Annotated in this window: 6 protein-coding genes; all 6 read right to left on the bottom strand. The window is 63.3% G+C overall.

Going from position 1 to position 15522, the window contains the following annotated elements; translation table 11 throughout:
- Positions 1-20: 20 nt before the first annotated feature.
- The gene (locus tag DXD56_RS02235; protein ID WP_089572163.1) at positions 21-383 is read right to left on the bottom strand and encodes a desulfoferrodoxin family protein; all 363 of its coding nucleotides are present in this window, start codon (positions 381-383) and stop codon (positions 21-23) included.
- Positions 384-533: 150 nt separating this feature from the next.
- Complete coding sequence (locus tag DXD56_RS02240; RefSeq protein ID WP_117639778.1) at positions 534-3998, bottom strand: SNF2-related protein; 3465 nt, start codon at positions 3996-3998, stop codon at positions 534-536.
- A gap of 38 nt (positions 3999-4036) precedes the next feature.
- Positions 4037-7840, bottom strand: a complete 3804-nt coding sequence (dnaE, locus tag DXD56_RS02245; RefSeq protein WP_117639780.1) for a DNA polymerase III subunit alpha — start codon at positions 7838-7840, stop codon at positions 4037-4039.
- A gap of 203 nt (positions 7841-8043) precedes the next feature.
- A complete protein-coding gene (locus DXD56_RS02250) occupies positions 8044-11676 on the bottom strand; it encodes an exodeoxyribonuclease V subunit beta (RefSeq protein ID WP_117639782.1) in 3633 nt (1210 codons plus the stop codon).
- 3 nt (positions 11677-11679) lie between these two features.
- Positions 11680-14778, bottom strand: a complete 3099-nt coding sequence (locus DXD56_RS02255; protein ID WP_117639784.1) for a PD-(D/E)XK nuclease family protein — start codon at positions 14776-14778, stop codon at positions 11680-11682.
- Positions 14779-14935: 157 nt separating this feature from the next.
- Positions 14936-15235: a YerC/YecD family TrpR-related protein gene (locus tag DXD56_RS02260; protein WP_022094855.1), complete on the bottom strand. Its 300-nt coding sequence runs from the start codon at positions 15233-15235 to the stop codon at positions 14936-14938.
- Between the last annotated feature and the right edge of the window lie 287 nt (positions 15236-15522).

Raw genomic sequence — 15522 nt, forward strand, 5'->3', positions numbered from 1 at the left:
CCCCGAGCGGGGGCGCGCTCCTAGAACGTCGCGGACCACAGCCCGTGCAGGTTGCAGTAGGCATAGACGGTACCGGTCTTGGAACCGCCGGCAAAAAACGTCGCGGGCTTCATGCCGGGCTCAAGGTAATGGACCTCTAAGCGGCCCTCGGCCTCAAGGGCGATCCACTCAATATAGTGCTCGGGCAGGCTGGGGTGCTCGACCGAGCCAACGCGTGCGCGAATCACGTGACCGTCGCGCTCGGTCTCGACAACAGGCACGTGCTTCTCGTGCGCCGCGTCCTCAGTGTTTGCGGTCAGTTCCGTGCAACCGGCAGGGGTTGCAACGTCGTTGCCAAGGGCGGCAATGAGCTTACCGTCGGGGTCCTTAAAGAATTTCGCCATGATGTTCTCCTTTGCTGACGTGCCAATGTTCTTGATGGTTCTTATGCCCAAAGGCAGACAAACCATCCACGGCATTGCAAATGAACACATAACGGGCGGGGACGATGGGGCAGCGTGCGCTATCCGCCCTGGCGGCCCCACCCGAGCGGGTTAGCGCCCGTCGCCGCCCAGCAGCGCCAGAACATCTTCGCGGGTAAACAGCGCCGACGAGATGCCGTCGCCGCCGAGCACGCTGTTGACCAGGTCGCGCTTGGACTCCTGCATCTGCATAATGCGCTCCTCGATCGTGTCCTTGGCGATGAGCTTGTACACGGTCACGGTATGTTGCTGGCCAATACGGTGCGCGCGGTCGGTCGCCTGGTCCTGCGCTGCCACGTTCCACCACGGGTCGTAGTGGATGACCACGTCGGCCGCCGTCAGGTTAAGGCCCACGCCGCCCGCCTTGAGCGAAATCAAAAAGACCGGAACCTCGCCCGCTTGGAACTGCGCGACCATCTTGGCGCGGCTCTCCTTAGACGAAGCGCCCGTGAGCTTAAGGAAGGCGATGTCCTCCTTGGCCAAGCGCTTACCGATGATATCGAGCATACCCGTAAACTGGCTGAACAACAGGATGCGATGCCCGCCGTCGAGTGCGCCGTGCACGAGCTCCATACACGTATCGAGCTTGGCGCTCCCCGCCTTGTAATCCTCGTAGTGTAGACGCGGGTCGCAGCAGATCTGGCGCAGCTTGGTGAGCTCGGCGAGCACCTTGAGCTTGTCCTTCTTAAACTCCCCAGCCTCGCGGTGCTGCACCTGCTGGGCGATGCGGTCCTGGTTGGCCAGGTAGAGCTTGCGTTGCTCGCCGGTAAGCTGTGCCATCACCGTGTCTTCGATCTTTTCGGGCAGGTCGGCCACCACGTCTTCCTTAACGCGACGCAGCACAAACGGCGACACGAGCGCCTGCAGGCGAGCGGCGCTATCGCCCTCGGCATGCTCGACGGGGCTCTCAAAGCGCTTGGCAAACGACTCGCGCGTCCCCAAAAGGCCCGGCATCAAAAAGTCGAAGATGCTCCAGAGCTCGGACAGGCGGTTTTCGATGGGCGTGCCCGTCAGGGCAAAGCGCACGCCGGCAGGCAGGCGCTTGGCGGCGCGCGCCACCTGCGTGAGCGGATTTTTAATGTACTGGGCCTCATCGAGCACCACGCGGGCAAAATCCTGCTCGACGTACTCGTCGATATCGCGCCGCATAAGGTCATACGACGTCACGACCACGCTATGCTCGGCCACGCCGGCGATCTGCACGCGGCGTTGAGCCTTGGCGCCCACAATGGCGCACACATCGAGCGACGGGGCAAAGCGCTCCAGCTCGGCAGTCCAGTTGTACACGAGTGAGGCCGGGCATACCACGAGCGTGGGCTTGGTGTCCCCCGCCTCCACGCGCGCCAGAATATGCGCAATCATCTGGAGCGTTTTGCCCAGGCCCATGTCGTCGGCCAAGATGCCGCCAAGGCCCAGGTGTTCGAGCGAGCCGAGCCACTGGTATCCGTCGACCTGGTAGCCGCGCATCGTTGCCTTGAGCGATGCCGGCACCGTAAAGTCCATCTTGCCGAGCGTATCCAGGCGCTCGACGGTACGGCGGAACGCAGCGTCGCGATCGGCCTCGAGCGCCGGCGTGCGTGCGAGCATGCTGTCGACGAACAGGGTACTCGACGCGGGAAGCGACACGCCGTCGAGCAGGTCGACGGCATCGACACCCAGGTCCTCGGCAAGGCCAAACGCGGCGCGCGCCCCCTCGTCCAGGCGAATGATGTCGCCGGACGTAAGGCGCGCAAACGTTTGATGGCGCTTGTACGAATCGAGATAGACGGCAAGGTCCGCGGCCGAAAGCCCGCTCGCGCCCAGCTCGACATCGAGCAGATTGCTCTTAACGGTCGCACGAACCGAGAGCTTGGGCGCGGGGCGGACCGAGATCTGGCGCAGACGGTCGCTAAGCATGACCTCACCCAGCTCGGACAGGGCGGACAGGCCCTCGGTCAGCAGGCAGAACAAGCGGGCGTCATCGCGCTCCTCAAACGCCAGACCGCCCTCGTAGAAATCGAAGTACAGGGCCGCCGTATCCATAACGCGAAACTCCGCCACCTCGTCGCGGGGTGGCACACCGGGGCGCTGCTCTTCGAAGGGGCTGCCCGGAGCGCCCAGGCCAAAGAGATCCGCCGACCAGTCACCGTAGGTAACCGTAATCTTGCAGGTCACGAGCCCATCGTCGACGCCGATTGCCATGGCAAAGCTCGGCTCGGGCGCCACGGTATCGAGCGCAGCGGGCGCGGTAAGGTCGGTATAGTCGCGCAAAATGGGCAGCGCCATACGGCAGAACTCCCCCACCTGCTCGGCGGCAATATGGGCGGGCGTGCGGCACGGCAGCAAGCGCGACAAAAAAGGTGCGGCATGCTGAGCAAATGCAGCGTCGGTACGGCGCGCGCGGCGCGTGTCAACCAAGTAGGCGGCATCGCCCGACGCAAAGCAGTACATATCGGCGGGCAGGCGCAGGTCATAGCTACCACCAGCCGCCGGCGCGATTTTGGCGGCAAGCAGCGGTGGACGCTTAGCGGATGCCCCGTCCTCCCCTTGCGGAGACAGCTCAACCGCCACGTCGTAGGTGCGATGCGTCGTCGTCCCCCGCGACCAGGCGGGCTCAAAGGAGATAGTCTGGCCACGCAGCAGGTCCAGCACATATACGATGCTATGCTCGGACAGCGGCAATTGACGCTCGGCAACAAAACCGCTGCGGGCAAAGTCGTACGACGCCGAACGCGAGCTTGTGATGTCATCAAGATAGGCAACTGTCGTCACAACAAGGTTGAGCAGCTTTGTCGACACGTCTTCGAAGGCTTCGGGCGTATGGACAAACGTGAGCTTCTTGCCGTACGAAAAGGTACCGCCTCGGACATAGGCGTCGGCCATGCCGTCGATATCCTTGACCACGTAGGACACCGAACCGCAGCGGATGCGGAACTCGAGCGCCCAGCTAAAGCGGTCGGCGAACAGCGGATTGTAGTACGGCACCAACGAGGGCTCCAACGCCGCTTTGGGGGCGTCGGGATCAACGGCACCGGCAAGCTTGCGGCGCATGCTCGCCAGCTCATCCATGCGCGCGTCCGAAAGATCGGAGAGCGCCGCCATGAGGCTGGGACTCGTGGGGACGGGCGCCGGAAAGGGAAAGTTGGGATTGACGGCCGGCGCTTTGGGCGCGGTGTGCGCGGGCTGTTTCGGCTGCGCCGTAAACGTGCGAACCGGTGTGCGCAGCCCCTCAACAGGCTCAATGCCGCTGGCGTCCAGGTACGCCAGCGCCGTGGCGATGGCGTGCTTGCACATGCCGGGGTAGCGATAGGCGGCGGGGCAATCGCAGTCGTAGTCGATCACCTCGTGCTCGTCCATGTCGAGCGCCACGTGCGTCTTGTACAGGTCGCCGCGCGAGCCGCGCACCGAGCCCTCAACCGTCACGTTTTTGGAGAAGCGCGAGCCGCTGTCCTCGATCGACAGCACGGCGCCGTTGAGCATGAGCGAGCGGCCCTTCATAAAGGTACCGCTCAGCGCCGCCTCTTTCCGGAGCGCCTGCACAAACGTCCCCTGTGCCATCACTTCCTCCAATCTCGCGCGGACCTGCAACGCCGTCCCTAGATAACCGTTACTCTGCCCTGGTTACCCACAATGGCCTTGGCCTCGGCCAGCAGCGGAATCGAGCGCGCGTTGACCTTGGCCGGCACCTCGGCACGCAGCACGCGCCCGTCGACTTGCTCAATAAAGATCTCCACGCGATCGCCGCCCGGGTTGGTGGTGAGCACCGTGGCCAAGCGTGCCATGTTGCCCTGGCTAAAGCGGCTGTTGGGCACCATGACCTCAAAGACCTTGGGCTTGTTGTTCTCCTCGTTAAGCTCCAGCGGCACGATCTCCTGCGCGATGATCTGGTCGCCGCGGTCCGAGCGCTCGAGCTTGCCCTTAATGCGCACAAACGCGTCGGACAGCTGCGCGCCGGTCTCGGGATCGACCTCGCCGTACAGGTACCCCTCGGCCTCTTTATAGGTCTTAGGGAACACGACGACGGTGGCCTCGCCTTCCATGTCCTCGAGCTGCACGATGCCCATGGGGTCGCCATTTTTGGTCACGCGCTTGGACACGCTCGAGACCATGCCGGCCCACCACAGCGCCTTGCCCTCGGGAATCTCCTGGTTGATGGTGCCGCCCGTGGGGTTTTGCACCTCGTAGCCGGTATCGATCTGCGAGAACGAGAAGTCGCGCGCCTTGCTGAGTGCATACTCAAACGGGCGCAGCGGGTGGTCCGAGACATAGATGCCCAGAACCTCCTTCTCCTGGCTCAGCTTGAGGTGGCGGTCCCATTCCTGGCCGTCCGGATCGGGCACGCTGACCTCGAAACCCGAGCCCTCAACGTCGCCAAACATATCGAAGAACGACGTCTGGCCGCTCGCGCGATCCTTCTGACGCTTTACCGCGGCATCGATGATGTTCTCGGGGTTGTTCTTGTCCACAAAGTGCATCATCTGGCGACGCGGATACCCCGTGGAGTCGAAGGCGCCTGCCTTGATGAGCGATTCGATCACGCGGCGGTTGGCCTGGCTCGAGTCCACGCGCTCGACAAAGTCGTGCAGCGTCTTAAACGGGCCGCCCGCCTCGCGCTCGGCGATAATCGCCTGCGCCACGCCGGTGCCCACGCCGCGGATGCCGGCCAGACCAAAGCGCACGCCCTCTTTGGTAGCCGTGAACTCGGTACCGGACTCGTTGACATCTGGCGAAAGCACGGGAATGCCGTCGTGACGGCACGCCGAGACGTAGTGCACGATCTTGTCGGTCTTGCCCGTGTAGGACGTCAGAACGGCCGCCATGTACTCGTGCGGATAGTGCGCCTTGAGCCACGCCGTCTGCATAACCAGAATGGCGTAGCCGGCGGAGTGCGACTTGTTGAAGGCGTAGGACGCGAACTCGAGAACATCGTCCCAAATCTTCTGGGCGACCTCGCGCGTGTAGTTGTTCTTGATGGCGCCGTTCATCCAGTGGTCGTAGGTGGTCTCGTCCGAGCCATCCTCCCAGTGCAGCACCGTCGAGGTGAGCAGCTTGATCTTTTTCTTAGCCACGGGCTTACGGATACGCGAGTCCGATTCGCCCTTGGAGAAGCCGCACATCTCGACGGAGATGAGCATAACCTGCTCCTGGTAGACCATAGTGCCGTAGGTTTCGCCCAGGATGTCGTCCAGGCGGTCGTCGTAGGAAACCGCCGGCTCCTTGCCGTTCATACGGTTGATGTAGGACGAGACCATGCCGGCGCCCAGTGGGCCCGGGCGGTACAGGGCGATCAATGCCACGACGTGCTTGTACTCGGTGGGCTTCATGTTCTTGATCGTGGCCGTCATGCCGGCGGACTCGACCTGGAAGACGCCGGCGGTGTGGCCGGAGCCCATGAGCTTAAAGATCTCGGGGTCGTCAAAGGGAATCTCTTCCTCTTTGATGTCGATGCCGAAGTTCTTTTTGATGTTTGCCTTGGCCTTGGAGATAACCGTCAGCGTGCGCAGGCCCAAGAAGTCCATCTTGAGCAGGCCCATGTCGGCAACGGTATGGCCCTCGTACTGGGTAATCTCGACGCCGCCCTTGGTGTCGAGCTTGGTGGGCACGTGCTCGTTGACGGGGTCGCGGCAGATCAGAACGGCGCACGCGTGCACGCCCTCGCCACGGGTGAGGCCCTCAATCGAGAGCGCCGTGTCGATGATGCGGCGGGCGTCGTCGTCCTTTTTATAGGCCTCGGCAAAGTCGGGGTTAAACAGATCCTCTTTGCCGGGTTGCTTGTCGAGCACCTGCTTGAGCTTGACCTTGGGGTCGCTCGAGACCATCTTGGACAGGCGCTGGCCCATGTAGACCGGGTAGTCCAGGACGCGCGCGGCGTCGTTGATGGCCTGCTTGGCCTTAATGGTCGAGTAGGTGATGACGTGGGTGACCTTCTCGGGGCCGTAGAGCTGGCGAACGTGCTCAACGACCTCGAGGCGCCGCTCATCGTCGAAGTCCATATCGATATCGGGCATCTCGGTACGCTGCGGGGACAGGAACCTCTCGAACATCAGACCGTTCTCGAGCGGGTCAAACGCGGTGATGTTCATGGCGTAGGCGACGATAGCGCCGGCGGCAGAACCACGGCCGGGGCCGACGCCGATGCCGTTGTCCTTGGCCCATTGCACGTACTCGGCAACGATCAAAAAGTAGGCGGCAAAGCCCTTGTCGCAAATGACCTTGTATTCGTACTCAAAGCGCTCTTTGATGTTGACGCCACCGATCTCGCGCGTGGCCCAGTCGTCACCATAGTGCTGGCGCAGGCCCTTCTCGCACTCGCGGCGGAACTGGCTCTCGTGCGTCTCGCCGGGATCGAGCAACGGGAAGCGCGGCAGGATGATGGAGTCCCAGTCCAGTTCCACGTAACATTTGTCGGCAATCTCGAGCGTGTTGTCGCAGGCCTCGGGGCAATACGGGAACATCGCCCGCATCTCCTCCTCGGTCTTCATGTAAAACTCCGAGCCGGTCATGCGCATGCGGTTGGGGTCGTCGACCTTGGCGTTCATGCCAATGCACATGATGACGTCCTGCACGGGCGCGTCCTCGCGGCGCAGATAGTGGAAGTCGTTGGTGGCGATGACCTTGACACCCACCTGTTTGGCGATGTCGATGAGCGTGCGGTCCATCTGCTCATCGGTCAAGCCATTATCGGTGGTAATACCGTGTTCCTGGATCTCGATATAGAAGTCGCCGGGGTCGAAGGTATCGCGGAAGGTCTCGGCCCATTTGATGGCGCCCTCCATGTCACCGCGGTCGATGTACTTGGGGATGATGCCCGCGATGCAGGCGCTGGTGCAGATCATGCCCTTGGCATGGCGACGCAGGTTGTCGAGTGTCACGCGCGGTTTGTAGTAAAAGCCCTGCACGGCGGCCTCTGAGACAGTCTGCATCAGGTTGACGTAGCCCTCCTGGTCCTTGGCCAAAAGGATCATGTGGTAGAGCTCGGGCTTATGGTCGCGGGCGAGCGTCTCGTCCGGCGTAAAGTAGACCTCGCAGCCAAAGATGGGCTTAATGACCAGGGGCGGCTTGAGCTCGTCGATATTGCCCTTCTCGTCCCACATGGCTATGTCCTTCACATACTGGGCATGCTCGCGCGGGTTTGCCTCGGGATCGGGCTCCACCAGCTCGTCGCGGCGGTCCTTTTCCAAGAAGGCCTTGTCGTGGCTCCAGGTTTTGTACTCGGGCGTGTTGTGGTTGACGGCGTCGCAGGCCAGCGCCAGGTCGGGCACGCCATACATGTAGCCGTGGTCGGTAATGGCCACGGCGGGCATGCCAAGCTCAACGGCGCGATTGACCATATCCTGGATACGGGTTGCGCCGTCGAGCATGGAGAAAACAGTGTGATTGTGCAGATGGACGAATGCCATGTGATGAGCTCCGATGCGGGTTCGTGTTCTGACTGAACGATTTTACCGCACGGCGCGGACGGCACCCGAACCTAGCCAAACCCACACGGGCAGTCTTTTTGGGACGGGGCTTTTTTAGCTACTTTTGCCACCCCAAGAAAACCATCCTCAAAGTAGCTAAAAAAAGCCCCGTCCCAAAAAGACTGCCCAATCGCAGGTGCGGGCTAGAGGTTGTAGGTGACCACTTGGGGCTCGGCGGGTTCGGCAGAGGAAATCTGGTCAACTTGTTCCACGCGGACGAACTTGACGGTCACGCCCTCAAAGCCCGCCTTGTGCAGAACATCCGAATAGACACGCGCCTGCAGGGCATGCTTCTCCAGCAGCTGATCGGGCGTCTCGTCCGGCGCGCCACCCGTCTTGTAGTCGATGACCAGCGCGCGCGACGGATCGGCCGGGTCGGTTGCCAGCGCATCGATGGCGCCCTCGGCATACGCACCGTAGCGAGCAATGTCATCGTCCTCGCAACCCAGCGAGAAGAACGGCACCTCGGCACGGACACACGGCCAAGCAAGCAGCTCGGCACGGACCGATGACCCGAGCCAGCGATTCAAGGCGACGTCAAAACGCTCGCGCTGTTCCGGCGTCAAGCGCCACAGACGCGCCAGTGCATCGGCGCGCTCGGCGGGCAGCGCATCGGCACCCATCTCGATGAGCCACTGGCAGGCGGCATGGAAGGCCGAGCCCAAGGCCATGGGATTGCCGGCAGACTCGACAGCAGCCACGTCCGCATCGGTCATCTCCGAGCCATCCGATTCTGCGTCATCGCCGGCCTCGTCCATGGGCACACGCGTCTCGACAGCACGATCTTCCGTCTCGGCATGCAGGGCCGCGGCGATCGATGAGTAGCTATACGAGTCACGCGCCGGGAGCGGACACGTGCCCATGCGCACGCCCACCGCCTGGGGATACACGAGCTCAAACGAATCTGGCTCGGGGTCGGCAGGGCCGGGAACGGTGGCGCGAGCGTGCTCGCCGTTGTCCTCCGCCTCCGCATCACCGCGAACGAGCCTTCCCTCGACATCCAGCGAAGCGTTGGCCTCAAACGCCTGCTCGCCAAACGTAAAGTCCGCCAGCGAGATAAGTTCGTAGTCGCCCGGCTGGGAGTTGTCGAACACCAAGCGGTCGGCATCGAGCTGCGGCATGTCCAGGGCGCCCGTCGGCAAAATACGACGCAGCACGTCGTAGGTCAGATCGGTCTCGACGTCGAAGGTCGGCGCACGCACCTTGCCACGGCTCACGCCGGCATCCATCGCCAGAATAACCAACTCGCGCGCACGCGTCATGGCGACGTAGAGCAAACGAGCCCGCTCCTCGAGCGAAAGCTGAAGGTCATCGTTGCGCAGACGGGCAAATACCTCGGCGGGAGAACCCGTCGCGCACACGTCCTCCATAAGCTCCGACGGCAGCCACAGCGACGTGCCCTTGCCCTTAAACGCGTGCTCAAACTGCTTTTTGACGTCATCGCCCTTCACGAATGTGCCGTCCGCGAGCTTAACGCCATCGAAGCGCGCCGGCAGCGCCACGACTTGCGCTCCGCCCTCGACGCGACCCATCTGCGCCGCACCGGACGACTTGCGCACGCCAAAACACTCGGCAACAGCAACGACCGGGTATTCCAGGCCTTTAGACGCATGCACAGTCATGATGCGCACCGTGCCCTCGCCCTCCTCGTTGAGTGCGCCCGGCGCCTCCTTGCCCGCCAAGAAGCGATCGAAGGCGAGGGCGATGGAACGCGGGGAGTTGCCGAGTTCGGCTTCTGCCTCGGCCACAGCGTCGAGCGCCTTGAGTACATTGGCGGCAATGGCCTTGCCCTCGGGACCACGCTGCGCCAGGCGCACAAACCAGCCAGAGGCATTGACCACGTCACGCGCGATGACGGCAAACGAATCGCGTCCCACGCGGCGAAGCGCATAGCGCAGCACCTCGCGGGCGCGCGTCACCAGTGGCAAGCCCTGCAAGCCGGGCACATCGGAATCGCTCATGATGCCCGCATCGATGTTGCGGCGCGACGTCTCCCCCGTCTGCTCGTCCAGCTTGGTCGCCAGCGCCAGGAATTCCTGAGCGCCGAGCGCAAACATCGGTGAGGCCAGCAGCGGCATAAGACCCTGCGCCGTATCGGCCGGGTTAGCAAGCGCGCACACCAGGGCACGCACCGTTTGGACCTCGGCAGCCTGGGCAAAGACCGAACCGCCTGCGATCACGCAGTCGAGCCCCTGGTCGCGGAAGGCCTGGGCGTAGACGTCGGCGTTGGTCATGCGGCCCAGCAGCAGCACCATGCCACCCTGGGGCTGGCCCGCTTTAACGAGCGCTTGGAACCGCTCCGCAATCGCACGAGCTTTCGCCTGCGTTCGCTCCTGGGTGCTGCCGCCGGCAACGAGCAGCGCCTGGCGGCGCGAAGCCTTTGCCTTGAGCTTGTCCTCGCGATCGTCACTCGGCTCAAGATCCAAGAACCCCTGCATCAAACCACCGGTATCGCCGTCAAAGACGCGTGCCACATAGCGCAGCACCTCGTCGTGGCTGCGGAAGTTGCGCACGAGCTTGACGAGCTCGCCGGCAGGGGCATCGGATGCGACGGAGGTCTCGGGCGCAGCAGAGGAGCCCACCTTGCGCTCCTGGCGACGGAACACCTCGACCTCTGCCCCACGAAAGCGATAGATGGACTGCTGCGCATCGCCCACGGTGCACAGCGCGCGCTCCCCCGCACCCGTCAGATAGCGAATCAAATCGACCTGCATCTGGTCGGTGTCCTGGAACTCGTCGATCATAACCATCTTAAAGCGGCCCTCGTACGCGGCGCGAATGGCCGGGTAATCGCGCAGCGCCTCATAGGCCATGCGCAGCAGGTCGTTGTTATCGAGGGCGGACTGCTCGGCCTTGAGTGCGCGATACTCGGCCTCGACGGAGCGAGCCAGGCCCACCAGCGCATCGAGCGCCGGACCGCCGCAGGCAAGCACGATATTGATAAACGCATCGGCCGCCTCGGCCTTGAGCAGCTCCACCTGCTCCTTAGGGAATGCCTTACTCGCCCGAGGCATGGTACACGACATCATGAGTCGCGCCGCATCGGTCATGGTCTTGCCGCTCGCCTCGAACGCGTCGATGGCATCGAGCGCCGTCTGTGCCTTCTCGGTCGCGGCCTTGCTTGCGCCCAACGCCGCGCGATAGGCATCGGCGAGTGCCGAGGTATCGGCCTGGCCGCGCGCCACGCACACGTCGTCCATACCGCCCGGCAGCTGGCTCGATAGCTCCAACAGATCGCGCACCAGGCCTTTGACGGTCGTGCCGGCGCCAAAGGGACCGCCCTCGCCCGCCATGGGATACCAGGCGTAGAGGGCCTTGAGCGATGCCGCGAGCTCGGGGGCGGCATCGGGCGCCGTCGCGCGACCCAACACATGCTCAACAGCCTGATCCATGAGCTCGTCGGTATCGGTGAGCACCGTGAACTCGGGATCGATGCCCAGCTCCAACGCATGTGCGCGCAGGATACGCGAGCACATGCCGTGAATGGTCGAGATCCACGCGTCGTCGACGGTCAGTGCTTCCTCGTCCATGCCCTCGTCGATAAGCGCACGGCGCACGCGGTCGCGAATCTCGGCCGCGGCATCTTTGGTAAAGGTGATGGCGAGCACCTGGTCCAGATGTTCAACGAACGGACCGGATTCGGGCGAGAGCGCGTAGACGATGCGGCGCGTGAGGGTAAAGGTCTTGCCCGAACCGGCGCCCGCCGAGACAAACAGCGGACAGTCGAGCGTCTTGACGATCTGCAGCTGTTGCGGCATCAAGGTCGAAAGATCCATGGTCTACACGTCCCTCCTTACAAACGTTCCTTCATGGTTATACGAGCAGCGCGCATGCGCGGCCTGCGTCGACGCCGGGTCGACAGCGGCGACGTCGCCCGCCTCGAGCTCATGCAGGCGCTCGGCGATACCGGCCTCCACGCGGTCGAGCAGGGCATCGAAGTCCATGTTGCCGCCCTCGCCGGGAAAACCCTTCTTAAGCCCCGGAATGCGGCCGTCACCACGTTCCTCCTCGAGCAGCTCGGCACTCGCGGCGCCTCGCAGCGCCGGTTTGCCGCCCTTGGTCGAAAAATAGAGCGCCGCACGGGTATCCAGATCCAGCGCCCGGCGCATGGCCTGGGCGTAGATGAGCGTTTGGGTATGTGGCGGTAGCCACCGCGGGTCGTCGATGGCGGCCTCACCCGATTCCTCGTCGCGCACCGTAGGGTCGGCGAGTTTAAACTCCTCAACGCCCGTGCGGTGCTTATAGTCGATCACCACGGCGCGTTTCTCGGCATCCACGTCCACACGGTCGATGCGCCCGCCGAGCGGCCAGCCGGCATACTCAACGTTAAGATCGTTAAAGGCAAACTCCAGGTAGCGCGGAGCAAAGGGGGTCAGCGCCTCGGCTTCATAGGCAAGCACGCCCTCCAGCTGCGGCAAAATCTCGGCCACCTGCCGCTCCTCTACCGGAGAGAGCGGCACAAGCGGGCCCTCGTTGCCACGCTTGGAGGCATGTTCGGCCAAGGTCTCGTCAAAGACCTCGCGCAGCAGCTCCTGAGCACGTGGCAGGTTCTCGGGCGTCACGCGTTCCATGCCCTCCTGGGGCAGACGGGCGTGCAGGTGTTCCAGCACGTCGTGAACAAAGTTGCCCTTCTCCATGTTCCCAAAGCCCGCGTCGATGGACTGGGGCTTGACGCGATACGACACGAACCAGCATAGCGGGCAGGTGGAATAGGCCTCGATCTGCGAGGCGGACGTCAGGCGCGGCACGAGCGGCGCGTCCTCGCCCTCGCCATCGCGACGGCGCAGGACCAGATATGGCACGGCCTCGGCACTCAGATGCTGAGGGGCTTCACAGGTCACGCGCTCGCGCTTGAGGCCTTCGCCTGCCGCGGGATCGAAGTCCCTCACGATATCGCCCTCGCCCACGCGCGTGGGCTTAGCAGCATCAGCGGCCTCGGCATGCGCTCGCAACTCGGTCCACACGGCAGCCGGATAGCACTCGCGCGCCTGGCGATCGTGCGTCACGCGGGCGAGCGCAAGCGGGCCGCGCGCCGCCTGCATCGCGTGGCCAAAGCGCACGCGCAGCAAGGCCGCGGGCTCAAGCGTCACGCCCTCGCGACCAAGGCTCGCCGTCAGCGTGGCCAGCGGACCCTCCTCATGCGAGAGCGGATAGCTGTCCAGATCGACATCGGCAAACAGGACGGCATCATAGCTACCGGGGCGCAGAGCTGCTGCATCGGCAAGCGATGCAAAGCGCACCTGGGCGCGCGGCGCACGGTCGACCTCAAATGTCTCGTAGTCATATGCCGTACTGCGCTTGTCCACCTTGGTTCGAACGCCATCGAGAACCGGTACGGTCGCGGCCTGCGACACGTCGAGCGCGCGAGCATCGTTCATAAGGATGTCGATGACATGGCGCAGCAGGGCCACCTCCGCCTGGCGACGGGCTTGGCCATCCAAGCTGCCCAGCGAGCGATCGGGCAACGCCTCGGCAACGGCAAGCATGGCCTTGAGCGCCGTCACGGGCCTGTCACGCCACAGCGCCTGGAACACGTCCGAGACCACACACGGCACATTCTTAAACCAGTTTTCGTCGCTCGCCGCCTTGCGCGCGCCCCTCACCTGGCCCTGAACGCTCTGCAGCAGGCTCTTAACGCCCGCGGTAGTCTTGCTGCGCGAGAGACGCATATTCTTATCGAAGGTACAGGCATTGACGGCATCAGCGCCCGAAAGCGGACTGTAGATCCAGTCGGTAAGCTCCGGCGCGGGCCACCACTCGGTCTTTGACGCCATGCCCTCATCGGCGGCTTTCATACGCTCGATCAGGTTGGCGAGCGCCGTAAACTGCCTGCCTGCGATGGACTGGGAAAACGCCGTGAACTCAGTCGTCTCGGCCGCAATGTGACGCGCCGCCAAACGGGCAGCGAGCTCGCCGAACAGCTGGGGCGCCCGGGCGGACACCACGAGCACGCGCACGGGATCGGCGGGTGCGGAGGCGGCATCGTTGACCTTGGACTCCTCGTGCGCTTTCACCATCTTATCGATGACGTCCGCATAGACACGGGCACGGGCATGGGGCCCGGCGACTTCCACAAAGGCAGGACGTGCGACGGACTTTGGAGCAGTCGCGGGAGCGCCGGCATCCTCATCCAGCGGTGCAACCTCAAACAGCACGCCGCAGGCATCAAGGGCCGAGGCCAGCTCCTCACGCATCGCCGCTTGCTCGCGGGCGAGCAGCACGACAACCTCTCCCCCGTTGTTTGCCACGGCGGACAGCAGCTCGAGCAGGCTATACGTAAATGACGTGACGCCGCGCACGCAAACGGCACGGGTGCACCCCGGCAGGTTATCGGCCAGGGCACCGGCCATCATGTCAGCCGCCTCGCAAGGCTCGACCATGCCTCGGCGGTCCAAACCGCTCGCATGGGCGCACAGAAGCTCGAACACACGGGCCTCGGCGTCGCTTTTGGGCTTTGGCTGGCAAACGTTGCCGCGGCAGCGTTCGTCGCCCGCCCCCGCCACGCCCGGCAACACATCGCGGGCCATACGCGCAAGCATGCGCACCGTGCCCTGGCTGCGCGAGAGCGGCTGCAGAGCAGCGTCGTCGCAGCGGTCGATCATGTCCGAGAACAGCATCTGGCGCTGAAGGTTATCCACAAAGCTGCGGCCATCGCCCATAAGCTCCCACAGCGAACGGAGCCACGACGAAGGGGTCTTGTAATCGATACCCAGTGAAATCCCAGCTTCCGCCGCATCATGACGGCACAGATCGAGCTCGGCAAACGTAGGCACCAGCAAAACGGCACGCCCGTGGCGGGCAACCAGGTCGGCGAGCAGCGCCGCCTCGGCATCGCTCAAATCCGCGCCGGCGTTGGTGGTATAGATTCGAACAGGCATGGTCCTCCACTCAAACCGTTCGCAATAATCAATACTTCCATCCTACCCGCCCACGCGGACAGATTTGCCCCACGCCAACAGATTTCCTCCGTCCCCAAGGGATCAAAAAACCGCCCCCGAAGGGACGGTTCTGCGCAATTCGTTTGTCGCCGATGGCCTACTCGCCATCCTCCAGTTTGATGAGGATCTTGCGATAGCCACCGTACTCGCCATTAAGCGCCTTGGACACGCGGCTCACCGTAGTGGACGAAGCGCCGGTGCGGGCCTGAACCTCAACATAAGGCTCGCCCTCATCCAGATAACGCGCAACCTGCAGACGCTGCGAAAGATCGCAGATCTCGCGCGGCGTGCAGATATCGGTTAAAAACGCCTGGATATCCTTCTCGTCATCCAAAAGACTAAATGCGTGGACTAGCTGCTTGACATCAGGCTTGTCAAACATGTTCTCGATATTCATCGATCACCGCCAAACCCGCCAAAAGGCATCGAAGTTGATACTGACATCGGGCATCGTTCGCCCGTTCTATGCAATAGGGCAACGCCTGTGGCTTTTGCCCGTAGCAGTGTAGCACACCACCAAACTAAAGCGACAAGACTCTCTGTCAGCGGCGCGTTTTTCAGGACGAACGCCGTTTAGAAACCGAATGCGCACGTAAGCTCCACGAATATTTGAGACAATGGGCGTCCAAACACCGCGGCGCACCCGCGCAACCATCCAGGTCGCCGCCGCAAGCCGCTTCACGC

This window comes from Collinsella sp. TM06-3, from assembly GCF_003436395.1.
Classification (GTDB): domain Bacteria; phylum Actinomycetota; class Coriobacteriia; order Coriobacteriales; family Coriobacteriaceae; genus Collinsella.

Bases quoted from the DNA above. Each gene is read 5' to 3' on its own strand.
- DXD56_RS02235 (WP_089572163.1), bottom strand. From the start codon at position 383: ATGGCGAAATTCTTTAAGGACCCCGACGGTAAGCTCATTGCCGCCCTT.
- DXD56_RS02240 (WP_117639778.1), bottom strand. From the start codon at position 3,998: ATGGCACAGGGGACGTTTGTGCAGGCGCTCCGGAAAGAGGCGGCGCTG.
- dnaE (WP_117639780.1), bottom strand. From the start codon at position 7,840: ATGGCATTCGTCCATCTGCACAATCACACTGTTTTCTCCATGCTCGAC.
- DXD56_RS02250 (WP_117639782.1), bottom strand. From the start codon at position 11,676: ATGGATCTTTCGACCTTGATGCCGCAACAGCTGCAGATCGTCAAGACG.
- DXD56_RS02255 (WP_117639784.1), bottom strand. From the start codon at position 14,778: ATGCCTGTTCGAATCTATACCACCAACGCCGGCGCGGATTTGAGCGAT.
- DXD56_RS02260 (WP_022094855.1), bottom strand. From the start codon at position 15,235: ATGAATATCGAGAACATGTTTGACAAGCCTGATGTCAAGCAGCTAGTC.